This is a genomic window from Sulfidibacter corallicola, assembly GCF_017498545.1.
Classification (GTDB): Bacteria; Acidobacteriota; Holophagae; order Acanthopleuribacterales; family Acanthopleuribacteraceae; genus Sulfidibacter; species Sulfidibacter corallicola.
This window is the reverse complement of sequence record NZ_CP071793.1, coordinates 4896432-4920286: the sequence shown is the minus strand read 5'-3', so window position 1 is coordinate 4920286 and position 23855 is coordinate 4896432. Positions and strand designations below refer to the sequence as shown.

Here is a 23855-nt window from a genome sequence, read left to right as displayed (position 1 = left end):
CTCGTTCGAATTCGGATCCGCGCTTTTCCTTCATCTTGGTATTGCTCTTGCTCAACTGCCGTCCCGCCGGCATAAGAAATTAAGGAGAACGCCACTGTCAGAATCCCCGGCTCGTCCCCAGGGAAGCCCACGAACCACAAACCCGTTGCCTTGAACGCAAAGGGGGTCGGTCGTCATGGTCGCTTATCGCAAGATTCTATTCGCCACAGACTTCTCTCCGGCTTCGGAACAAGCCCTCGAGATGGCCGAAACGTTCAATCGGGTGTTCGGTGCCACGGTGGATATCGTCCATGTCTTCGATCCCACCGCATTCAAACCTCCGAAACCCTATAGCCTGACATCCAACCTGGCCGATTGGCTCGAAAAGAATTTGTCGAAGTTGCAGGAGCGAAGCAAATCGTCATTGCGAGGAATGGGCACGCACTTCCACACGGAAATCCGAACCCACTACATCGAAGGCAAACCCGGTCGGCGGATCGTCGCCTTGGCCCAGGAACTGGGAAGCGACCTCATCATCATGGGGACTTGCAGGCGAACGGGACTCGATCATTTCTTCGTGGGCAGTGTGGCTCGATTCGTGAGGCGCGAAGCGACCTGTGCGGTTTTGACGGTTCGACCCAAATGAACGTTCTTGATTGAAAAACTTAAGGAATGGGGCGTGATTCGCACGCTGAAAACCGTGCTTTCCGTCGTCGTTGAATCCTGAATCACGACCCATTCCTTTTAGATTTCGGTGTTTGTCGCGGCGAACCGTTCGCCGTCCAGCCTTGCTCTGCCTGCCGTTCCGCATCCCGTGATTCGGGATATTTCGAGGATAGCTCTCCATGAACCAGCCAGCCCTATCCCCCACCCCCTCCCTGACCGAAACCCTGCGCGTCGAAGACGATTCATCGGTTTGTAAACACTGTGGTTCGGTGCTCGGGGCAGAACAGGATTCACCCTTTTGCTGTGCCGGATGCGAAACGGTTTTTCATTTGATCGAGGCTCGGGGATGGCAGGAGTTCTATCGCCTGCGCGACCAGGCCGGCACCATGAACCAGGACCGGGACCTGGACATTCCATCCTATGCCTACCTGAACAGCGAGGCCTATCGCGAGCAATTTTGTCAGGAGCGGACGCAGCAGACCTACGGCACCGTCTGGTATTTGGACGGTCTTCACTGCGCCGCTTGCGTGTGGCTGGTCGAAAAGATGATGCGCGCCCACGAGGGCATCGGTGTCATGGATCTCAACTTCGGCGAAAGTCGCCTGTCGTTCGAATTCGATCGCGAAAGCGACCTGCAGAAGTTGGCGGAACAATTGGCTGCCGCGGGTTACCGCGTGGGTCTGCGTCCCCACGGCTCGGAACTGCCCAACGAGGGATTGCTGCGGTTGGGGATCTGCGGTGCGCTGGCCGGCAACATCATGTTGATGAGCCTGCCGTTCTATACCGGTCTCTCCCAGGGTCCCTACGCGGCCATGTTCGCCTGGATGGCGTTCGCCCTCGTCCTGCCGCTGATGGGCTACGGCGCTAGACCCTTCTTCGCCAAGGCCTGGGTGGGCCTCAAAAGCGGCGGCGTCAACCTAGACATGCCGATCGCCATCGGACTGACCAGCGCCTTCGTGCTGAGCACGGTTCAGCTCGTCCTGGGTAACTACCACGAGCTCTATTTCGACTCGATGGGGATGTTGGTGTTTTTCCTGCTGACGGGTCGTTACGTGCAACGCATGGGTGTCCGCAAGGCGATGAGTGAAACGGCGAAACTGTTGGCCGGCATGCCGCAGCTCGCGGAAGTGTGGCGCAACGGTCGCTGGATGCCGGTATCCGCGGATCAAATCCTGGTGGGTGAAACCCTGCGAATGCGGGCGGGCGACGTGGTGCCGCTCGACGGGATCCTGACCAGCGAGACCGCCGTCTTGAATTTGCACGTGGTGACCGGCGAATCGCATCCGGTGTACCTGAAACGCGAAGACAAGGTATTGGCGGGATCGGTCAACATGGGCGGCACCATGCGGATGAAGGCCAGCCAGACCGTCGAAGATTCGCGTTTCGCACGGTTCCAGACACTGGCGGACAGCCTGACTCGCCAAAAAAATCGCGATCAAGTCTTCGAACGGGCGGCCAGATGGTTTCTTCCCGCCGCCCTGAGCGCGGCGCTTCTGGGATTGTTCCTGTGGTGGCCGGTATCTCCGGGCCAGGCCTTCTCCACGGCCTTGACGGTCCTGATCGTGGTCTGCCCCTGTGCCCTGGCCTTGGCCGTGCCCACCGCACGCTCCCTGGCATTGGGCCGCGCTTCGCGCGCCGGCATCTGGATCAAGAGCCTGCGCGTTTTCGAGACCCTGCCCACCGTGGATACCGTGGTCTTCGACAAAACCGGGGTCCTCACCGAGGGCAAACCCAATATCGTCGAAGAGAAATGGTTTACCGATCGACCCCACTGGCTGAGTGCCGCCATTTGTGAGCTCGAATCCTCGGTCCACCACCCGCTCGCCGGCATGTTCCGCGAACGGCTGGAGGTCGCCAAGGGGCTGCGCCAGACGATCGACCACATTGAGGCGGTCGAGGTGAGACCGGGCATCGGCGTGCGGGGAGAGGTCGATGGCGTGCGGGTCAGCGTCGGCTCCCTGGCCGGTCTCGACGGCTTCGCTTCCGAACCCCAGGTGCAGGATTTCATGACCCGGGAAGCGGCTTCCTTTCCTGCCGGGGTGGGCATCGTCGCGGTCTTGATCGATGGTCGGCCAGGTGCGCTGTTCGCCGTGGAAGATCGCGTCGGGGACGAGGTCGACGGGAGTCTGTCCGCCTTGAAACGGCGCCGGCTCGATTTGACGGTTTTGTCCGGGGACCGACCCGAAGCCGTGCAAAAGGTGGTCGACGATCTGCCCCTCGATCGCGGGCTCGGCGGCCAGATGCCCGAGGACAAACTGCGCTATGTGGTGGCGCGCCAATCGGAGCGCAACCGGTTCCTGATGATGGGTGACGGTTTGAACGACATGGGAGCGATCGCCGCGGCGGAAGTCGGGGTGACCTATGGCGGGGCGACCGACGCCGCCTTGAAATTTGCCGATGTGGTTCTGCGGACACGAGACCTGAGCCGCATCGATTACCTGTTCGATTTGGTGGAAACCACTGGGAAAGCTGCACGTCGCGGGCTTGCGCTGTCCCTCGGCTACAACCTGATCGCGGTTTCACTGAGCCTTGCCGGTCTGATCGGTCCGCTCACGGCCGCGATTCTGATGCCGCTCAGTTCGCTTTCGGTAGTGGGAATCTCTGCCTGGACCTTTCGAGAAGGAGGTAGCTGATGGGGATCCTATGGATTCTGGTGCCCTTGGCCTTGCTGTTGTCCGCTTCGGCCGGTGGTGCTTATTGGTGGGCTTGGCGGAATCGCCAATTCGAGGATATGGAAACCCCCGCGTTGCGGGTCCTCTTCGAGGATGCAAAACCGGGAAATTCGCTTCTCGTGGATGAGGAGAAGCACGAAAGGATGAGGAATCATGACTGTTGAACGCTTCCGCTATGACGATGACATCGTGCGGAAATTTGTTTGGGCAACGGTGATTTGGGGCATGGTGGGGATGCTGGTAGGGGTGATCATCGCCCTACAACTCGCCTACTGGAAAGCCAACCTGGGTATCCCCTACTTGACGTTTGGCCGCCTTCGACCGCTGCATACCAATGCGGTGATTTTCGCTTTCGCCGGTAACTCGATTTTTGCCGGCATGTACTATGCCTCCCAGCGCCTGCTGAAGGCTCGAATGTATTCCGACGTCCTGTCGCGAATCCACTTCTGGGGATGGCAGCTCATCATTGTCAGTGCCGCCATCACGCTACCGTTGGGGATGACCACCAGTAAGGAATACGCCGAATTGGAATGGCCGATCGACCTGGCCATCACCCTGGTGTGGGTGATCATGGCGATCAACTACTTCGGGACCATCATGAAGCGTCGCGAACGCCATCTTTACGTCGCGATCTGGTTCTTTATCGCCAGTATCGTCACGGTGGCCGTGCTGCACATATTCAACTCCCTCGAGCTGCCCGTATCGATGACCAAGAGTTATTCGGTCTACGCGGGGGTTCAGGACGCGCTGGTCCAGTGGTGGTACGGCCACAACGCGGTCGCCTTCTTCCTGACGACCCCGTTCCTCGGCTTGATGTACTACTTCATGCCGAAGGCCGCCAACGGCCCCATCTATTCCTATCGACTCTCGATCATTCACTTCTGGTCCTTGATCTTCCTTTACATCTGGGCCGGTCCGCACCACTTGCTGTACACCTCGCTGCCCGATTGGGCCCAAACCATGGGGATGTTGTTCAGTCTCATGCTGATCGCGCCCTCCTGGGGCGGCATGATCAACGGTCTGCTCACGCTCCGCGGCGGTTGGCACAAGCTGCGTGAAGATCCGATTCTCAAGTTCATGGTCGTGGCGATCACCTTCTACGGGATGTCCACCTTCGAAGGGCCGATGCTCTCGATCAAGTCGCTCAACAAGCTGAGCCACTACACCGACTGGATCATTTCTCACGTGCACGGTGGTGCCCTCGGCTGGAACGGCTTCCTGACCTACGGCATGATCTACTGGTTGATCCCCCGCTTGTACGGTCGCGAACTCTACTCCAAGAAACTGGCCACCGCGCACTTCTGGATGGGCTTGCTGGGCATCCTGATCTACATGCTCGCCATGTACATTTCCGGTCTGACCCAGGGCCTGATGTGGCTGGACTTCGACAAAGACGGTTACCTGGTCTACCCGAACTTCGTCGAGACCGTGGCCGCCATCATTCCCTTCTACTGGATTCGCTTCCTGGGTGGACTGCTCTACCTCTCCGGCGCCCTGGTCATGTTCTACAACGTGATGAAGACCATCAGCGGTGTGAAAGCCCCCGCCGATACCGAAGCCGAGGCCACGCCCTTCCGGCCCACGGAACTCAAGGGTGCCTTCCACTACCGACTCGAAGCCAAACCGGTGCTGTTCACCGTGTTGACCACGGTCGCCATCCTGATCGGCGGGATCGTCGAAACGATTCCGATGATCGCCATCGAATCGAATGTGCCCAGCATTGCCAGCGTGAAACCCTACACGCCGCTGGAACTGGTGGGTCGCGACATCTACATCCGCGAGGGTTGCAATAACTGTCACTCGCAAATGATCCGACCCCTGCGGGCCGAAACCGAGCGCTACGGCGAATACTCGAAGTCCGGTGAGTTCGTCTACGATCACCCCTTCCTGTGGGGCTCCAAACGGACCGGACCCGACCTGCACCGCATCGGTGGCAAATATCCCAACCTCTGGCACTTGCGCCACATGGAAGACCCCCGTGCAATCGTCAACGATTCGATCATGCCCGCCTACGATTGGCTGCTTCGCGACAAGACGAATCTGCGCGACGTGAAGGCCAAGGTCCGAGCCATGTCTCGACTCGGTGTTCCCTACGACAAGGAAACCATCGAGAACGCCAAGGCCCTGGCCGAAGCGCAGGCCCGCGAGATCGGCCAGAATCTGGCTGAATCCGGTGTTGCCGACATGGACGACAAAGAGATCACCGCGCTCATCGCCTACTTGCAGCGACTGGGTACCGATATCAAGAAGTGAGGCATCACCATGTTGAAACAGATTATCAGTCAAGGCAATTTCGAGTTTTGGCCGCAACTCTCGTTGGTGATGTTCTTGGTGACTTTCGCCGGGATCCTGTTCTGGGTCTATCGCAAGAACTCGGGCAAGCACTATGACGACATGGCCAACATGATTCTCGAGGACGATGGTCCGGAAACGGAGGCAAACCATGGCAGAGGATAAAAAACTGCTTCATCAACACGACTTCGACGGCATCGAAGAAAACGACAACGAACTGCCGCGTTGGTGGTTGGGGATCTTCTGGGTCACGATCATTTTCTCGATCCTCTACGTGCCCTACTACCACTTCATGTATCCCGAAAAGCTCCCCGAAAACGCGCTCATGGCCACGATGGCCGCCGAAGCCGAAGCCGCCAAGGTCGAAGCCGAAGCGGCTCCGGAAAAGACCGGCGACATCGAGGCCGAACTCAAGACGGCGTTCGCGGCCGGCGGTTGGGAAGAGGCCGGGAAGCAGACGTTCAACACCTATTGTGCGGCTTGCCACGGTCCCGACGGTGGCGGTCTCATCGGCCCCAACTTCACCGATGATTTCTACATTCACGGCGGCAAGTTGGGCGACATCGTACGTGTCACCACCGAAGGGGTTCCCGACAAGGGGATGGTGCCCTGGAAGACGACGCTGAAGCCGAATCAGATCCACGAGGTCTCGTTCTACATCCGCTCCCTGCGTGGCACCACGCCCGCCACGCCCAAAGACCCCCAGGGTCAGAAAGTGGATGAGGACGGCAATTTCGTCGATTAACCCGTAGCCGGAGAATAGTGAAGGATCACCATGAGCAAACAGGTACCTACCCGAGAAAAGATGACGACGATTGGTGAAGGCGGTAAGCGCTTTTGGCTCTATCCGGCCCGTTTTCACGGGCTTTGGCTGAAGCGCCGGCAGATCGTGGCCGCCGTGTTGATCTTGGTCTTTTTTGTGATGCCCTGGATCAAGATCAATGGTCAGCAGGCCATTTTGCTGGATATCGCCGAGCGCAAGTTCGCGTTCTTCGGCCTTGTCGTTTGGCCACAGGACTTTCCCATTTTGTGGTTTTTCGTGGCGGGTACCGCCATCCTCATCCTGTTCCTGACCGCCCAGTGGGGTCGGATCTGGTGTGGATGGGCCTGTCCTCAAACGGTGTTCCTGGAACACGTGTTCCGCAAGATCGAGATCTGGATCGAGGGTGACGCGGCCCAGCGGCGCAAGTTGGACCGCGCACCCCTTTCCTTCGACAAATTCCGCAAGAAAGCACTGAAATACCTGATATTCATCGTGATTTCCAGCCACTTCGCCAATACGGTCCTGTGTTACTTCGTCGGGACCGATCAGGTGCTGGAAATGACCTTCCAACCCCCGGCCCAGAATTGGGGCTGGTTCACCTTCATGGCCTTTTTCAATTTCATGTTCTTCGTCGACTTCGCCTGGTTCCGCGAGCAGTTCTGTCTGATCGCCTGCCCCTATGGCCGCTTTCAGTCGGTCCTGCTGGACAGCGACTCGATGATCGTGGGTTACGACCACAATCGCGGCGAACCGCGCGGCAAATTGCGCAAGAACCAGACGCAAGACAAGGGTGACTGCATCGATTGCTTCCGCTGCGTGGCGGTGTGTCCTACCGGCATCGACATTCGCCAGGGCTTGCAGATGGAATGTGTCAACTGCACCGCCTGTATGGACGCCTGCGACGAAATGATGGAAAAGGTCAAGAAACCCAAGGGCCTGATTCGCTATACCTCGATCGCCAACCTGGAAGGCCGCATTCGCCGCTTCCTGCGGCCACGGGTCATCATCTACGCCATGTTGGTCCTCGGGTTCTACAGCACGGGCACTTACCTGATGCTCTACAAGCGCGATCTGTCGATCCAGTTCGTGCGCCCACCCGGTCAGAGTTTCACGATCTCGGCCGAAACCACCGTTTCCAATCAGTTCCACGCCAAGGCCACCAACAAGACCGATAAATCCTACACCTTGATTCCCGAGGTCGGCCCCGAATTTCAGGTGGTCGCCGCCCACAATCCCTGGGTCATTCCGCCCGCCTCCACCGCCACCAATCCCGTCTTCGTGCGCAAGAATCGGGATGCCTTCCATGCTTCCGGAAAAGAAAAAGTCGTCGTCTCCTTCATGGATGCGGAGACCAAAAAACTGGTATTCGATCTGGAAGTCACTGTAATGGGGCCGTCGAAATGAATTATTGGAAGTACATCGTCATGTCCTTGCTCGCCTCCGTGGCCATCTTCCACGTGGGCGCCGTGTGGTACATCTCGGGTCGGGAATACGAACTGACCAGCCCGGACTACTATCAAAAAGAACAGGTCTACGAAGAGACCATGCGCCGCTATCGTCTCGGTCGCGAATGGGACTGGCGGGTTTCGGTTTCCGAGGAAACCGGATTCCAACTGGTGATACGCGACGGCGATGGGCTGCCCGTGGTGGCCGAATCGGTGAAAGCCCACCTGATGCGTCCCAACCAGGCCTCGGCCGATCTGGCCCTGGAATTGGGTCGGACGGGTGAAGGCGTCTACCATGCGCCTGTCGCCGATCTGCCGGCCGGCCGTTGGAACCTGGAAATCGAGGTCGCCTCGGGCGCCGATGTCGCGGCCTACCGCAGCCACCTGGATTTCTGATCCTGTTTCGCGACGAGGTTTGTCAGCGTGGATTCACTCGCCTGGTATCTCATTCCCCTGGCCGGTTTCGCCGGTAGTTTTCACTGCGCCTTGATGTGCGGTCCCTTCATGGGCTATTTCGGCATGACCGGAGGGCGTCGATCGTGGATCGGCCATGCCGGCTACCAGGCGGGCCGCCTGGTTTCCTACCTGGGCCTGGGCACCCTGGCCGGACTCCTGGGACGCGGTTTCTTTTACATGAGTGCCACCATCAGCGCACAGCGCATGTTGATGGTTTCCATGGGTGTGGCCATGATCGGCCTGGGCCTGTTCCGCCTCTTTCTTCCCAACGGAACCACGTGGATGCGTGGCCTCACCAAGCCGCTTCAACGGGTCAACGGCGTTTTGGCCAAAGCGCCGCGTGGCCCGTTGACCGGCGTCTTGCTGGGGAGCTGCTCGGCGTTGCTGCCGTGCGGGTACCTCTACAGTTTCGCGTTTGCGGCGGGTGCCACGGGTCATCCGGCCAAGGCGCTGCTGGTCATGTTGGGTTTCTGGTTGGGAACCCTGCCCGCGTTGGTCACGGTGGGCCTGGGGTCGAGTCTCGTGTCCCAAACGCTGCTGACCCGGGTGTATCGCCTGACTCCGGTGTTCCTGATCCTGTTCGGCGTCTTGGCCATTATGGGTAAATGGCTGGCGGTGCCGGTATTGGGCGCAACGAATGACGCGTTCTGCATCATGCCCTAAAGTTAGAAAAAGTCATGTGCGCAAATAAAAGTTCAATAATTCTTTGATGGGTCTCCATCACTTATCTGGGTAAGGTTCGCGCCTCGATCATTTCTCTCCGCTCCGATCGCTTTCATTTGGGGTAAGATGAATGATCAGATGCTACTTTTGTCGTGACAAGGCTTGGCCTTAGGTCTTCTTCTTGGGAGGCCCTCGTGCAACCTATCCAGAAAATCATGGCGCCCACCGATTTTTCGGCCTGTAGTTCGATTGCGGTGGCCAATGCTCTGGCCCTGGCGAATCGCTTGGACGCCGAGCTCCATCTTTTCCATGTCAGCCGCCTCCTCGAAACCGCGCTCGAGGTGACCAACGGGTTTGCGGTACTGGCCGACGTGCTTCAGGAACCGGATCGCGCGATCACGGTCCACATGAATCGGTTGATGGAGAAGTCCTCGGGTTCCGCCAACGTCACGGTCAAACGAATTCAGATGCGGGCGCTCTCGGTGCCCTCGGCCATCCTGCGTTATGCCCGAACCCAGCACATCGACCTGGTGGTGATGGGTTCCCACGGTCATCGCGGCATCAAACGCTGGCTGCTGGGCAGTACCGCGGAAGAGACGATTCGCCTCGCGCCGTGCCCGGTGATGGTCTGTCCCCACGCGGGTGTGGACCTGGTGCCAGGCCGCATGGAGCGCATTCTGGTTCCGATCGATTTCTCCGATCACGCACTGGCGGCGCTGGATTGCGGTGCCAGTTTCGCTGGGGCGTTCGGGGGTCGGTTGCTGTTGCTGCACGTGCTGCCCAAACAGTCGGGATCCCGCGAAAGCGAGGTCCGGGAAGCCGAGGAGAAGCTGAGATCGGTGGCGGTGAAGGCCGGGCGCGGTATTCCGGTGGAAATTCACGTCGTGTGCGGCCATCCGGGCCGAGAAATCCTCTCCTTTGCCCAAGAAAAACATTGCCATTTGGTCTGCATGTCGCATTTGGGGCGAACGGGCATGGTGGAGCGTCTGTTGGGAAGTACTTCCGAATACGTGACGCGTTCGGCCAAGGCGCCCGTTTTGGTCGCGGCCGACAATACGCGGGCCCGCCTGGAAATGGCGGAAAACGGAGGAACATCCTCACGAGATGCGGTGGCGTCCTATCGAGTGGCGCCCCAAATGAATGAGCGAGATACCGATCCTGGAGGTCGGCCATGAAGGAAAAGGAAATAGAAAAAATCGTCCTGGCCACCGATTTTTCGGATGCATCCAAGGCCGCGCGACGGTATGCCGAACAACTGAGTCGGCGTTTGGGTGCCCGGCTGATTCTGGTTCACGTTTTCGATCGCACGGCGTTCAGGGTACCCGCGGCCTCTCACCTGCTGCCGGGGGTCGATCACTGGTTGGGTCGCCATTTCAGCGACTTGAAGGATAAAGCCTTGGAAAAGCTCAAGAAGGCCAGTGCCGGCTTGGAGGGTGTGGAACCCGTGCTCTTGGAAGGCGTGCCCGAGCGCGAGCTGATGAAATATGTCACCGATAACGATGTGGACATGATCATCATGGGCACCCACGGCAGAACCGGTCTCAACCATTTGGTGATGGGCCGGGTATCGGAACGCACCATCAAAAAGGCGCCTTGTCCGGTGCTGTTGATCAAACCGGAGGCCAAGAAGGGCGATCGCGAGGTTCGTTGGCGTTTTCGGGAAAAGAAGAAAAAAACCGAAGGTGCACCTTCCTGAGAAGGATGCACACCCTCGGGGTACCCGAATGTCGAGAGATGCGTCGTGCCAGGTAGGTTCATCGGCCCGATGAACTCGTCGAAGTAATCCATGCGAAGAGTTCCCGCATGCAGCGAGGGTCGGCGCGGTAGTTAAGTTGGTCAGGGGCGGTAAGCCGGCCCGGCCGACCCGTCGAAGTGATCAGGGCTGCGAAAATCCAGGACGCCAAAGAGCGAAGCCCCAATAATAACAGGAGCTTCGGAATGTGCGACCAGCGGTCGCACCTACCTGGCCATACCGGCCGTGCCTTACCGGCCCTGCACGACGCCCCTCTCAGGCATCCGGGTGGCTCGCTTCGCGTTGTTTCATTCTCGAAATCGAGCGGGTTTGCCCGCTGGTGCGCTAACAAACTTGCTTGGAGTGCCCGAAAGCCGAGAGATACGTCGTGCCCGGTAGGTTCATCGGCCCGATGAACTCGTCGAAGCAATCCATGCGAAGAGTTCCCGCATGCAGCGAGGGTCGGCGCGGTAGTAAGTTGGTCAGGGGCGGTAAGCCGGCCCGGCCGACCCGTCGAAGTGATCAGGGCTGCGAAAATCCAGGACGCCAAAGAGCGAAGCCCCAATAAAAACAGGAGCTTCGGAATGTGCGACCAGCGGTCGCACCTACCTGGCACGACGCCCCTCTCAGGCATCCGGGTGGCTCGCTTCGCGTTGTTTCATTCTCGAAATCGAGCGGGTTTGCCCGCTGGTGCGCTAACAAACTTGCTTGGAGTGCCCGAAAGCCGAGAGATACGTCGTGCCCGGTAGGTTCAGCCGCTGGCTGAACTTGTCGAAGTGATTCAGCCGAGAAGTTCCCGCATGCTGTGAGGGTCGGCGCGGTAGTTAAGAAGGGCACGGCCGGTAGGGCACGGCCGGTAGGGCACGGCCGGTAGGGCACGGCCGGTAGGGCACGGCCGGTAAGGCCGGTGGCCCGACACTTCGATGCGCAGATATGAAACACCAGGAGGCGAAGTATTAATAGAAGCAGGAGCTTCGGAATGTGCGACCAGCGGTCGCACCTACCTGGCACGACGACCCTCTCGTGAATGCGGGAACTCTCAAGCGATTCGCTTCGATTGGTCACCCACCTGAAACCCGGTGGCCGGTGTGCCGGACCACCGGCATTCCGTGGTCCGGCATTCCGTGGTCCGGCATTCCGTGGTCCGGCAATCCGTGGTCCGGCATTCCGGCGGCTTTGTGGTTCCCGTGATCGGGCGAGATAGTGCCCGTGCCGATGTTCCATGTGGAACCTCCGGCCAAATCCTTGGAGCTCAGCCGGTTCCCCGAAGACTTGATTTCCGGCTCCGCCTTGAGGGCCTCATTGGAGCATTTCGGCCAGCTTTTGCGTCAAATCCTCGCAGTGGACTTCCAGGTTCGCCAATTGGACCTCGTTCAGATTGAGAAACTGGGCCGATTCGGTGACCTCGAGCCGGATTTCGGGCTCGTGTTTGGCGCCGATACCCACCTTCTTGCACAGGAGATTGGCCAACGCCACGATGTGCAGCGCCGAGTTGTCCGATTCCTCGGAGGGGATTTCTTCGTGGAAGGCGACCACGTTCGTCAATTTCGGCGGGAGGCCCGCCTCGCTCAAATACCAGGCGCCCAGCTTGGTGTGTTCCTCGAAACACAGGTTGAAGAACTCTTCCTCGGTGAAGCGGTTGAAATCGACATTGAATCCTTCGCCCTGCTGCAGCGCCTGAAGACACAGGATATATCCGAAATCGTGGAGCAGGCCGGCGGTGAAGACCTCTTCCACCTGTGGGTATTTCACCTGTTCGGCGATGTTTTGCGAGGTCACCGCCACGCCCAGCGAATGGCGCCACATCTTTTCGAGAAAGTCCAACAGCACCGCGTGGTCCGAGGTGTACAGGCGCTTGTTTTCCAAGGCGGTCACCAGCGTTTCGGTCACCGTCAAACCCAGCCGCATGATCGCCATCTTGAGATCGGTGATCTCCACCAGTCCCCCGTACAGGGCGCTGTTGGCCAGCCTGAGAATTTTCGTTGCGATGATCTGGTCCGAACGCACCAGGTCCACCACGTCGTTGAGGGTGCCCGAGGCGTTGTTGCGGATGCGCCGGATCTTGGTGGCCAACACCGGCAACACCGGTAGGTTGAGCTTGTCCTTGTTCTCGTAGATGAACGCCGCCACCTGATTTTTGCGGTCGCTGGGTTGGGTCTGTTGACGACCGGTCTTGACGACGTTCAGTGCGTGGACCTGGATTTTTACCGAAAGCAGGTTCTGGCAGTTCTCGCATTGGAAGCTGAACAGAAAGCCGGAAATGTCGTCGTCATTGAGCAGGTTGGTATGCCGGCAAACCGGGCAATGTATTTTCATGATGTCTCCCCGTCTGGAATCATCGATCCTATTCAACCATTTCCAGGAGCTGATTGAGCGGTCGCACCGGTGTGCTCACCGGTACGTATTGCAGGACTTCTTCGAAGCTGGTTCGATGGGCACAGATTTTTGTCACGGCGTCTTCGGCCATGGTGATCAGGTCCGCGTGTTCCATGGCGATGTTGCGGATTTGGAAGCTGCTGGCGTCGCGAAGTACCGCGTCGCGGACCTGTTCCTCCAGGATCAACAACTCGTGAATCGCCATGCGTCCGCTGTAGCCGGTGTTGTAGCAGGTCTCGCATCCCTGGCCCAACACGAATTCGCGGGTGGACAGGATCTTGGGCGGCAGGCCCAAACGCCTCAATTGTTTGGCTTGTGGTACATGGGGTGACTGGCAGTGTTTGCAGATACCGCGGACCAGGCGTTGCGCCACCACGCCCAACACGGTCGAAGCCACCAGGTAGCGTTCCACCCCCATTTGGACCAGCCGGATCAGGGCGCCGGTGGCGTCTTCCGTGTGGAAGGTGGCGTAGACCTTGTGACCCGTCATGCTGGCGTGGATCGCGATATTGGCCGATTCCAGATCGCGAATTTCGCCCAGGACGATGATGTCGGGGTCCTGGCGCATGATGGCTTTCAACGAGGAGGAGAAGGTTCTGCCGGCGCGTTCGTCCACGCTGCACTGCACGATTTCGGGAATGATGTATTCCACCGGATCTTCTACCGTGACGATCTTGTGACCGCCCAGGAGCTGGTACTGGAGGGTGCTGTACAGTGTCGTGGTCTTGCCGCTGCCGGTGGGACCCGTGATCAGCACGATCCCCGTCGCGTTGCCGATCACCTCGTCCACATACCGCTCCAGGTTGCGTGGGTTCAGACCCAGCGATTGCAGGCCCACCAGGCTCGTGAACGGGTTCAGGATCCGGATGACCGCCGATTCGCCGTGGACCGTGACGAAGATGGAGACCCGCAGATCGATCGGGTGGCCGTGGAAATTGACCTGACACTTGCCGTCCTGGTGGTTGCGGCGTTCGGAAATGTCGCAGTTGGAGAGCACCTTGATGCGCGCCATCATGCTCGAGTTGCGGTCCAGCGCATAGGTCTCGTGTTGAATGAGCCGTCCGTCGATGCGAAATCGGACCCGAGCGATCGTGTCCATCGGTTCGAAGTGAATGTCGGATGCACCCCGCTCGATGGCTTCGGAGATCATGCTGTCCAACATGCCCGAGACGTTTTGTTCGTCGCTGCTGGGCTCCAATTCGCGGGCGCCCTGGATCTTGGGTCGGTGGTGGAGGTACTGGAAAATCGTTTCCAGCTCGCCGGGTGTGGCCAGGCAGAATTCGAGCGGCTTTTGGTAGACTCGTTTAAAAATAGGCTTCAAGGTGTCGCTGAAGGTTTGCGTCACGACGATTTGCACCGATCCGCCGACCTCGCGATACGGCAGCGTCATGTTTTGCTGCAGGAAACTGAGGGAGACCTTGTTGACCAGATCGTGGTCCAGTTTTCGAAAATCCGGAACGACGCGCTCCATTTTCAAATAGAGTGAGATGGCGTCGCACAGGGTTTTTTCGGTGAGCTTTTTGGTTTCCAGCAGGATTTCGCCCAGGCGCTTGTTGGGGTGCCTCTTCTGGAGCGCGAGGGCTTCTTCGAGATCGGAAATTTTGATGAACTCGCGCTCGACGAGTAGATCGCCGAGACGAATTTTGCGTGCGTACTTGACCATGATCTCTTCGAGTTGCTTTTCACGAATGAACCCGAGTTCGATCAAGATGCGGCCTACCCGCTTTTTGTTGGTCAGTTTGCTTTGGATGCGGAGCGCGCGACCCAACTGATCCTTGGTGATCAAGCCTTCTTCGATCAGCAGCTCGCCAATGGGCCGTTGTTGAAGATCCGCTTCTGGAACGGGGTTCTTTTCCTCTGCGGACATTTGCGGATACTCCTTGAAAATCAGGTTATACCTTGCCATCGGCACAAATTCGCCGAAGTTGAAATAGGCCCTCGGTCCCTCATGGTGCATGTGCTGTGTGCGCAAATAAAAGATACATTTTCGAAACGAATCCCGATGCCGGATACGCTCTCGTGTGACGGGCTGGGGGTGATCATTTTTCCCATGCCAATAGCTCGGCGATTCGGTGCAGACTGTCCGCGGCACGTCCCGTGACCTTGATATCCACCACCTCGCTGACTTCGGAAACACCGGGATTGATTTCGATGGTAGGCACGCCCAACGCCTTGGCGATCAGCACGGGCTGCATGATGTAGGGAAAGAGGCTGGATGTGCCGATCGTCATCACCGCGTCGAAGCCCTTGGCGGCTTCTTCCTCCAGCCTTTTTAGTTTGGCGGTCGAGAGCAATTCGCCGAACAGCACCACATCGGGCCGAATCAGCCCACCACAGCCATCGCATTTGGGTGGAATGTCCAAATGGCTGTAATTGTGGACCCGTTCGCGATAGTGGCAGGTGGTACAGAACAGGTCGTGCACGTCGCCGTGAATGTCGATGATGTTGGTGGAACCCGCTGAACGGTGAAATCCGTCCACGTTCTGGGTGAACACGCAGACCCGCTCCACATACCTCTCCATGGCGGCCACCACTTGGTGCCCGCGGTTATGGGTGGCGTCCCGGCAAGCCTTCTCGATCCGTGAGATGTGACCCCAGGTGATTTCGGGATTGGCGTGGAGCATGTGGCCGGAGAGGGCTTCCTCGATCGGCATCCCTTCTTCGGTGGCGTTGTCGTTGTAGAGGCCGCCGATACCGCGGTAGACCGGCAGGTCCGAATCGGCACTGATGCCGGCCCCGGTAATCACCAATACGCTTTTGGCCACATCGAGCAGCGCCGCGGCCTGTTGAATCGCATCCAAAAACACCTGATCTGATGACATAGCTGACCCCATTGCATGGAACGCCTCGGCAAACGGCGCGGTGGCGAGCGTTCCGTGACCCGTTCGGCCGATGGCTTTTGGAGAAAATTATCGCGCCCGGGTCAAGTTGGGGTCAATGGGCAGGGGGCGCCAAAAGCACGAGGGCCATGCGCGGCCGACGATTCGATTGTGTTGTTCCTCGAGAGGAAGGAAGTCCGCGAAAACGAAAAGATCAGGGCTCGTTCTTTTCATTTCCGCGGTCAAGGGGTAAAAAAGGTGCAGGCTCATTCTATCAGGATTGCATTCAAAAACCTGGAAATAAATTCGTTATTCTATAGAATCTAGGGTAAGAAACCTTTTTTTGGGAAATTGCAATGAAAGCGCGATTTACTCGGTTGTGATCGCAACTGCATGATAAATACAGGGATCTGGTGTACATTCACACTGAAATACCGATGTTTTTTATACTTATATTCTTGGTATATCGGCAAAAAAAATCATTGGGTATTTGGTGTCGCTCTATTTTTCCTTGGGCAACCATCCAAGAAACACCTCGGATGTGACGAATCCTCGCGGGTGTATGGCCTTATTTTCGCGAAAAATATTCTCCCGTTTTCCACGTATCGTTGGCGATGTTTCCCCATTCGCCGCCTTTTCCACCCCACCCGGGTGGCCCCATGCCGTCGCCCCATGAAACCGCGGAGGCGGGAACCCGGTGATCCCGGAGAAGAGCGAGGCAATATCGTTCGCCGGTTGGTCTCGCTCGGCCCGTTTGGGCACAAAAAAACCGGAGTCCAGGCTCCGGCTTTTTTGGATTGTTTGGGATCTTGGGATCAGAGAATGTTGTTGATGATCATCGCCATGTCCTGAATGGTGACGCGCCCATCCTCGTCCGCATCCTGGTTGCAGTCCGTACAGAATTGGTTCCATTCGGAGACGACCAGCTCCAGGTCGCTTTTGTCTACCTTGCAGTCCTCGTTCAGATCGTAGCGCGTGCCGCACTCTTCCAATCGCCAGACGAACAGGCCGCGTTCGATGTCGCTACCGATGATGGTCCCGCTGGGAAAGAACGGATACACGCTCCACAGGCCGTTGAAATTGGCCGAATCGCTGTCGGGATAGGTGTCGAAAAAGGCCACTTCCACCGGGTTTCGAGGGTCTTCGGTGTTGCTGAACACGCGCAGGCCGCTGCGGTAATTGGCTTCGAAGATGCGGCCGTCGTGGACGTAGAGGTTGTGGTCGATCGCACTGCTACCGGTGGTGAAGGTGGACACCTGGACCGGATCGCTGAGATCCGAGACGTCGATGACGTGAGTGGTGGTCTGAACGTTCAGGTCCTGTTCGTCCAACTCGTCGTTGAGGTAGAACAACTGCTTGTCCTCGGAAAGCCAGCCCTGGTGGGAATAGACCGGATTGGGAAACTCGTAGTGCGCCAGAACCTGCAAGTTGCTCTTGTCGGTCACGTCGATGATACTCAGGCCGGTGTTGACCCAGCCGCCGTTGAAGCCGGCGCAGGCAAAGGCGATCTGGCGGCCGGCGTAGGGGCCTTCGGTGTAGGTCACGATTTGGGCGTCGTGGACGTATTTGTCGTCCCAACTGGCGACCAGATCGGGGTTGACGGGATCGGTCAGGTCGTAGATGCGCAATCCGTTGCCGCTGCCGCCGGTGCGATAGAGGAAACCGCTCGCTTCGTCGATGGCCACGTTGTGGGTGGCGGTGTTGCCGCCCTCGGTGATCGTTGCGGCGAGGGTCACGGTGCCGGCGTCGATCTGTTCCAGGTCGAAGACCTGAATGCCGCCCCCGCCCTCGGAAACGGCGTAAGCGTAATGGCGGTAGGTCTTGATATCGCGCCACGAGGAACTGGGGCCCGAAAGCACGTCGACGATTTGTGGGTTGCCCGGTTGGGAGACTTCGACGAACGCGGTACCGCCCCTGAGTCCGATAATGGCGTACTCGCGGCCCGAGCCCGACGTGTAGCCCCAGCAGTCGTTGGCACTGGAGTGACCGCCGAACTCCGGCAAGGTCAGCCAAGCCATCAATTGAATACCCGATGACGGGAACTCGGGCTCGCCCGTCTTGTTGGCCAGATCGAAACGATATCCAGGGCCTTCGTAGCGGGGTTGGCGATCCAGAACCTTGGGATCGTCCTGGTGGGCGAATGCGGCGGTGGTCGCCCAGATCATGACAAGGACCAATAGAGTGATAAACCTTGATCCGGATATCTTCATAAATTTCTCCTCTATGCACTCGGTTCAAAAAAAATCGATATCATCCTAATCTAGCAAACTAGGGATGAAAGAGTTGACCTTCAAGAGTGAGTACGACGAATGTGACTCCCCTCTCTACAAAAAGAATGAAAGAACATGTTTTTATTCCGCATACGGCCGAATCTCCCGATCCATGGGCTGTCCGGGGCCGAGCCGGGCGGAAGTGGTTTCCGGTTTAGGGTATGTTGTTGAGGAGCGACACCATATCTTGCACGGTCACGCGTCCGTTATGGTCCGTATCCTGGGCGCAACCCTGGCAGTAGTGATTCCACTGGGCCGCTACCAAACCAAAGTCCTTTAAATCGACGAAGCAGTCTTCGTTCACATCGTAGGATGAACCGCATCGCGTCAATCGCCAGACGAACAGGCCGCGCTCGATATCGCTCCCGATGATGGTGCCGCTGGGGAAAAAGGGATACACGCTCCACAAGCCGTTGCTCTTGGCTTGGTCGTCTTCGGGATAGGTATCGAAGAACGCCACTTCCACCGGGTTTCGAGCGTCGGCCTCATTGTTGAACACCCGCAGACCACTGCGGTAATTGGCTTCGAAGATATGTCCGTTGCGGACGTAGAGGTTGTGGTCGATCGCGCTGCTTCCGCTGCCGAACGTGGAAACCTGAACCGGATTGGCCAGGTCGGAGACGTCGATGACGTGGGTCGTGGTGGGGATGTTCAAATCGCGCTCGTCCAACTCGTCGTTGAGGTAGAACAACCGCTTGTCTTCGGAGAGCCAGCCTTGATGGGAATAGACCGGATCGGGAAATTCGTAGTGGGTCAGAACCCGTAGGTCGCTCTTGTCGGTCACGTCGATGATACTCAAGCCGGGATTGACGTAACCGCCGTTGAAACCGGCGCAGGCAAAGGCGATTTGGCGGCCGGCATAGGGACCTTCGGTGTAGGTCACGATTTGGGCGTCGTGCACGTACTTGTCGTCCCACCTCGCCACGAATTCGGGATTTGCGGGATCCGCCAGGCTGTAGATTCGCAGGCCGGTGACGTTGTAGCCGCCGCAGCGATAGAGGAAGCCGCTGTCTTCGTCGATGGCCACGTTGTGCGTTTCCAGGGTGCCTCCCTCGGTAATTGTCGTGGCGAGCGTGACGATGCCTGCATCGATCTGCGCCAGATCGAACACTTGAACTCCACCTCCGCCCTCGGTAGAGGCGTAGGCGAAGTGCCGATACGTCTTGATGTCGCGCCAAGCGGAAACGAAGCCCTCGAGGACCGCCACGATTTGTGGATTGCCGGGCTGGGTGATCTCGACGAACGCGGTGCCCTCCATGAAACCGAGAATGGCGTATTCGCGACCGGAGTCCGATGTGTAGCCCCAGCAGTCGCTGGCCCTGTATACTTCGCCGAATTCCGGCAGGGGCAACCAGGCCATCAAGGTGATGCCCGAGGATGGAAACGCGGGTTCACCCCTTCTACCGGCTACATCACTGCGATACCCAGGGCCTTCGTAGCGGGGTTGTCGGTCCAGCAACTTGGGATCGTTCTCGTGGGCGGATGCGCTGAAAATCGACCAAATCACGGTCAGGACCCATAAACGGCATTGCCTCGAACCGGTTATTTTCATGAGGGTCACCTTGGTACACTGCTGCACTAAAACCGAGTTCTCCCCGACGTGGAGAATCGGGAATGATTGAGACAGGTTTCGAATGGGTGGGTGGTGCGTGTAACCGAACGCGACATGGGAGGTCGCCGTTCCGCTAGGGCTTGGCCGAATCTCGGGGATCGTCGGGTTTCCGGGTCAGGTGATGGGGTGGATTCGGGGCGGTCAGCGATTCGAGAAACGCCACGAGGGCTTCGATTTCGGCATCCGTCAGGTGGAGCGGTACCAGCAGAACGTCTTCGTGATGACCGTTGGACACGCGGTCTTTCAGGGTGGAATAGAACCGGATCACTTCGTCGAGCGTGGCGAACTGGCCCTGACTCATGAAGGGCGGATGTTTGGCCACGTTTCTCAGGCCCGGGGTCTTGAATTGGCCCCATTGATCGCTTTGGCGAGTGAGGTAGCGCAACGCCGCCGCCTTGTCGCCGGCGGGATCGTCGCTGTACGGCCCGGCGGCGTTGAAGGGATCGCGTTTGACGGCCGCCACGCCTTGATAACGGCCTTGATCGCTGAGGAAGCCCCCGGCAAGAGGCGGGACGCCGTTGTTGTGGAATTCCAGATCCGTGAAATTGGGACCCAGGTGGCACAGCCGGCAATTGGCTTTACCGACGAACAGTTTGGCACCCTGTTGCGCTTTGGTATCGAGTGCCGCCATTTTCTGCGGATCGCCGGATTCCAGGCCCTCGAGAAATTGGTCGAAGGGAGTGGGGTCACTGACCAATTGCCGTTCGTAAGCCGCGATGGCCTTGCCCACATTACTGAAGGCACGGTTGACCTTGTCGCGATCCTCCGGGCCGATGCCGGCCCAGGCGACGGCCTCGGGATGGTTTCGGTCGCCATCGACCGGGCGGGCGTCACGCGGGAAACGCGATGTATCCGCCAGGTTGGGCAGGGGCCCGAAAAGGTCGGTATAGGCTTGTTTCAGGAGCGGATCCTCGGCGATCCGGTGCAGGATCCGCATTCGGTTGGTGCCCATCTCGCGTTCGTTCTCGAAGGGTTGGAGCGCTTGGGCCCACAGGCTGTCGGTCCGTCCGTCCCAGAAGAACCACCGCTGATGGGCGACATTCCACAGGCTCGGTGCATGTCGGTCCACGGTTGCCAAACCCTCGCCGAGAGACTTACCGTCGGCGAATCCCAAGGCCGGCTGATGACAGGTCACGCAGCCGATTTCCCCGTTCTTCGAAAAGCGCGTGTCGAAGAACAGAAATTGTCCGAGGCGTGCCGCCGCCGGCGAATCGGCGTAGCGGTTGGTGGGATCTTTCGGCAAGGGCGCTCGACGGTGCTGCAGTAAAAGCCGTTTCTCGATTTCGGTGAACGTGACGATCGGCACTTCCGTCGCGCGAATGGGAGCGGCGGACAGCGCGAACCCGCAGACCATCAACCATAGTCCGATCCGAAGAATTCGCGGTGTTCGAGTTTGCCGACCCAATGTCCGATACCTCACTGCGTGCATCAAAAGACACCCATCCCATCGTGGGAAGGTCTCGCCGTTTGCGATTGTCCGCTGGCCGCAAACGCGGTGGTTGTGACTTCGGTCACGAAAAGGAGCGGTGAGTTGGCCGGAAAAAGCCGAGAAAAGAAGTCTGGTAGAGACTGTGCTAAAAGAATAATGACGTTAAAAAACTTCAAAATTCGGAAATTCAAGCCTTGTGCTTAACTATCCTTGATTTTCACAGTAGTTTGCAAGTCGTCATGTCAAGTTTTTACGTTTCGGGTCTGATCCTGGAGGCGAGTGTTCGAACACCCTCGGGGATTCTTGGCCCGGGTTCATTCCAGGAGAATCGTGGTTTGAGCCCGCACGGTCTCGCCGTCGCGGGTGATGTCGAAGTGGAGCTGCCACAGGCCGACCATGTGGAACAACATACCTTGCACTTCGAACTTGCCGTTGTCCAGGGCTTTGATGACCGGCGTCGTGTTCATGCCATGACGGTGTTGCGGCATGCGCCCGTCGACGGTCAGTTCGATGTCTTTCGCCGACCGAGTCCGCTCGCGGTCCTCGTACACCGAGACGACGATCGAGAACGGCGCGTTTTGGGGGATGGGGTTGGGATCGGTTTCGAATACGACGAAAAACTGCTCGTCACTGGTGGCCAGAACTCCGGGCGCCTCACCGGTGCTCGCGGCACAGACTTGGCCGCAACACCACAACATCGCCAGAATGAGCCATGGTTTTTGATGGATTCGCGAATGAAACACGGTGAATTCTCCTTTGGGGGACTGGATGGGGACGTTGCGAATCAGCGTCGATCCGCGGAACTTCGGTTCTTTGCTTTGGGTGGTGGATGTTTGTAGGTGAAGGCGCGTCCGGAACCGAGGGTCGCCAGCCAGAAACCGTCCGTCCGGAACGATTGAATTCGATGGTTTCCATAATCGATAACGAAGACCCGTTGATCTTCACTGACCGCGATGCCGGCCGGATTCCACAATTGGCCCATTTCGTCGCCGCGTTCACCCCATCGGTGCCGGTACTTGCCCTTGGCGTCGAACACCAATACCTGGTCCAAGGCCTGGTCGCTGACGTAGATGTGACCATCTTGATCGACGGCCGCGCCAAAGGGGGCCTTCAAATGTTTGCGACCGAACGCGAAGCGAAAGGTTCCCTTGCGGTCGAAGACCTGGACCCTGCGATTCAGGCTGTCGACCACCAGGGTCCTGTCGCGCGAAGGGTCGAGCGCCAGGTCGGTGGGCCGGTTGAAACGCCCTTTTTTGTCGCCGTAGCTGCCGAAACCGAATTGGAAGCGCCATTTGCCGTCGTAGACCAGGATGCGGTGGCGGTTCTGGTCCAACAGAAAGGTGTGGCCGTCGGGCGCGGTCCGAATCGCCGCAAAGTCGCCCGTTGCCGTTGGGTCGGACCCGGCACGCCGAGCCAGCGTATCGAAGGCCATCGCTTTGGCGAATTGAACCATGTTCGGCCGCTGGCGCAGTTGTTCTTCGGGGTCGTAGGTGAAGCGGAAGTCCTGAACCCGCCTGGTGATTCGATCGAGGGAGCGAATTCGCCGGTTCACCGGATCGATATCCACGGATTCCGTGCGCGACATCAGGCCGAAACCGGTACCTCGCTCCCCGAATTTGTTGATGTTGACCGGGATATCCCGTCGGATGTCGTAGACCAGAATCATGTGGTTTTCCGGTTCGGCGACCACCATCAATTGCCCCGCCAACGCGATGGTCCGGCCGAAATGGACCCTACCTTTGCCCGTGTTGCGAATCGGATCGTAGCGCCGATCCGCATCGGCGGGTGCCGTTTGAAAGATTTGTAACCGATCCTCGAGCGCCTCCGCGATCACCAGGGTCTTTTGCGCGGGATCGATGGCGAAGTGATTCGGATAGTGGAGCCGGCCTTCCCCTTCGTGGGGCGTGCGTTCGTGAATTCCCCAGAGCCATTTCGATTCACCGGCGCCGTCGAAAGCCTGCAGTCGGTGATTGCGGCGGTCCAGAACCAACAGGTGCTCGCCCAGCCAGGCCAGGTCGCAGGGCTCGTCGAGCAGGCCGGGAAAGAAACCCCAATCGCCGAATTGGGTGACGAAGCTACCGTCCAGGTCGAACACCAAAATGCGGTTGCGCCCGCTGTCGGCGACGTAGATGCGCGCGCCGCCATCCGTTGCGATGGACCTGGGAAGCGCGAACGCCCAACCTTCTCCGGTGGGGCCGGTCACCCGAATCACCTTGCCCGAGCGGTCGAAGACCTGAATGCGCCGGTTCCCCGAATCTACGACGAGCACCTGATCACCGGCGACGACCACATCCATGGGAGATTGAAACGAACCCTCCTCGCGGCCGATCGAACCCCATTTCGTGGCTCGCTTGGTCTTTCGATCGAACCGCCAAACACAGTGGCGACCCGCATCCGTGACCCAAACGGCTTTCTCGGTCAGGTGGAGAGAGGTCGGGTCGAGCAACACCCGGCTCTTTTTGTAAATCCAGTGCCTTTGCGGGTTTCCGGTGGAATCGAACACGCGGATGCGGCGTTGCTTGCGATCCAGGGCGAAGAGGTGCCCCTTCGAATCGAAGGCCACATCGGCGGCGAATCCCACGCCCGAGATTTCCGCCTGAAACGCCCCCGGAAAGAAGGACGATGGTTCGCCGGCGGTGATCGGAAACCCGAGTGACACGACGGCGAGGCATAACCGGAAC

19 protein-coding genes are annotated in these 23855 nt (G+C 58.5%); 11 read left to right on the top strand and 8 right to left on the bottom strand.

Features of this window, described 5'->3' with window-relative positions; genetic code table 11:
* Positions 1-175 precede the first annotated feature (175 nt).
* The 11 genes from J3U87_RS14625 (at position 176) to J3U87_RS14580 (ending at position 10632) form a co-directional block, all read left to right on the top strand.
* Positions 176-625 (top strand): universal stress protein, encoded by a 450-nt coding sequence (locus tag J3U87_RS14625; RefSeq protein ID WP_237383794.1) that lies wholly within the window; start codon positions 176-178, stop codon positions 623-625.
* Between the two features lie 199 nt (positions 626-824).
* Positions 825-3278, top strand: a complete 2454-nt coding sequence (locus J3U87_RS14620) for a heavy metal translocating P-type ATPase (RefSeq protein WP_237383793.1) — start codon at positions 825-827, stop codon at positions 3276-3278.
* Entirely contained in the window at positions 3278-3481 is a 204-nt protein-coding gene (gene ccoS, locus J3U87_RS35265; protein ID WP_420038267.1) for a cbb3-type cytochrome oxidase assembly protein CcoS, read from the top strand. Before J3U87_RS14620 ends, ccoS begins: the two co-directional genes overlap by 1 nt.
* Positions 3471-5570, top strand: coding sequence for a cytochrome-c oxidase, cbb3-type subunit I (gene ccoN, locus J3U87_RS14615; protein ID WP_237383792.1), 2100 nt, complete (start codon positions 3471-3473; stop codon positions 5568-5570). Before ccoS ends, ccoN begins: the two co-directional genes overlap by 11 nt.
* Positions 5571-5579: 9 nt before the next feature.
* Positions 5580-5774 (top strand): cbb3-type cytochrome oxidase subunit 3, encoded by a 195-nt coding sequence (locus tag J3U87_RS14610; protein WP_237383791.1) that lies wholly within the window; start codon positions 5580-5582, stop codon positions 5772-5774.
* Positions 5761-6354 (top strand): cbb3-type cytochrome c oxidase N-terminal domain-containing protein, encoded by a 594-nt coding sequence (locus J3U87_RS14605; protein ID WP_237383790.1) that lies wholly within the window; start codon positions 5761-5763, stop codon positions 6352-6354. The genes J3U87_RS14610 and J3U87_RS14605 overlap by 14 nt, the downstream gene beginning before the upstream one ends.
* 30 nt (positions 6355-6384) lie before the next feature.
* A complete protein-coding gene (gene ccoG / locus J3U87_RS14600) occupies positions 6385-7776 on the top strand; it encodes a cytochrome c oxidase accessory protein CcoG (RefSeq protein ID WP_237383789.1) in 1392 nt (463 codons plus the stop codon).
* The gene (locus J3U87_RS14595) at positions 7773-8213 is read left to right on the top strand and encodes a FixH family protein (protein ID WP_237383788.1); all 441 of its coding nucleotides are present in this window, start codon (positions 7773-7775) and stop codon (positions 8211-8213) included. The genes ccoG and J3U87_RS14595 overlap by 4 nt, the downstream gene beginning before the upstream one ends.
* A 27-nt stretch (positions 8214-8240) precedes the next feature.
* Positions 8241-8936, top strand: coding sequence for a sulfite exporter TauE/SafE family protein (locus J3U87_RS14590; RefSeq protein WP_237383787.1), 696 nt, complete (start codon positions 8241-8243; stop codon positions 8934-8936).
* A 194-nt stretch (positions 8937-9130) separates the two neighbouring features.
* Positions 9131-10111 carry a universal stress protein gene (locus J3U87_RS14585; protein WP_237383786.1) on the top strand — a complete coding sequence of 327 codons (981 nt, stop codon included), beginning with the start codon at positions 9131-9133 and terminating at the stop codon, positions 10109-10111.
* Entirely contained in the window at positions 10108-10632 is a 525-nt protein-coding gene (locus tag J3U87_RS14580) for a universal stress protein (RefSeq protein WP_237383785.1), read from the top strand. The genes J3U87_RS14585 and J3U87_RS14580 overlap by 4 nt, the downstream gene beginning before the upstream one ends.
* Positions 10633-11967: 1335 nt before the next feature.
* On the opposite strand, the gene J3U87_RS14575 is transcribed toward J3U87_RS14580, so the two are convergent.
* The 8 genes from J3U87_RS14575 to J3U87_RS14540 form a co-directional block, all read right to left on the bottom strand.
* Positions 11968-12984, bottom strand: coding sequence for an HDOD domain-containing protein (locus tag J3U87_RS14575; protein WP_237383784.1), 1017 nt, complete (start codon positions 12982-12984; stop codon positions 11968-11970).
* A gap of 28 nt (positions 12985-13012) precedes the next feature.
* Positions 13013-14911: a GspE/PulE family protein gene (locus J3U87_RS14570; RefSeq protein ID WP_237383783.1), complete on the bottom strand. Its 1899-nt coding sequence runs from the start codon at positions 14909-14911 to the stop codon at positions 13013-13015.
* A 172-nt stretch (positions 14912-15083) separates the two neighbouring features.
* Positions 15084-15866, bottom strand: a complete 783-nt coding sequence (locus tag J3U87_RS14565; protein WP_237383782.1) for an NAD-dependent protein deacylase — start codon at positions 15864-15866, stop codon at positions 15084-15086.
* Positions 15867-16678: 812 nt separating this feature from the next.
* On the bottom strand, positions 16679-18073 hold the full coding sequence (locus tag J3U87_RS14560) for a choice-of-anchor B family protein (protein WP_237383781.1): 1395 nt from the start codon (positions 18071-18073) through the stop codon (positions 16679-16681).
* 214 nt (positions 18074-18287) lie between these two features.
* Positions 18288-19685 (bottom strand): choice-of-anchor B family protein, encoded by a 1398-nt coding sequence (locus tag J3U87_RS14555; protein ID WP_237383780.1) that lies wholly within the window; start codon positions 19683-19685, stop codon positions 18288-18290.
* A 133-nt stretch (positions 19686-19818) separates the two neighbouring features.
* Positions 19819-21099 carry a cytochrome-c peroxidase gene (locus J3U87_RS14550; RefSeq protein WP_237383779.1) on the bottom strand — a complete coding sequence of 427 codons (1281 nt, stop codon included), beginning with the start codon at positions 21097-21099 and terminating at the stop codon, positions 19819-19821.
* Between the two features lie 389 nt (positions 21100-21488).
* Positions 21489-21917 (bottom strand): hypothetical protein, encoded by a 429-nt coding sequence (locus tag J3U87_RS14545; protein WP_237383778.1) that lies wholly within the window; start codon positions 21915-21917, stop codon positions 21489-21491.
* A gap of 41 nt (positions 21918-21958) precedes the next feature.
* Entirely contained in the window at positions 21959-23755 is a 1797-nt protein-coding gene (locus tag J3U87_RS14540; RefSeq protein ID WP_237383777.1) for an NHL repeat-containing protein, read from the bottom strand.
* Positions 23756-23855: the final 100 nt, after the last annotated feature.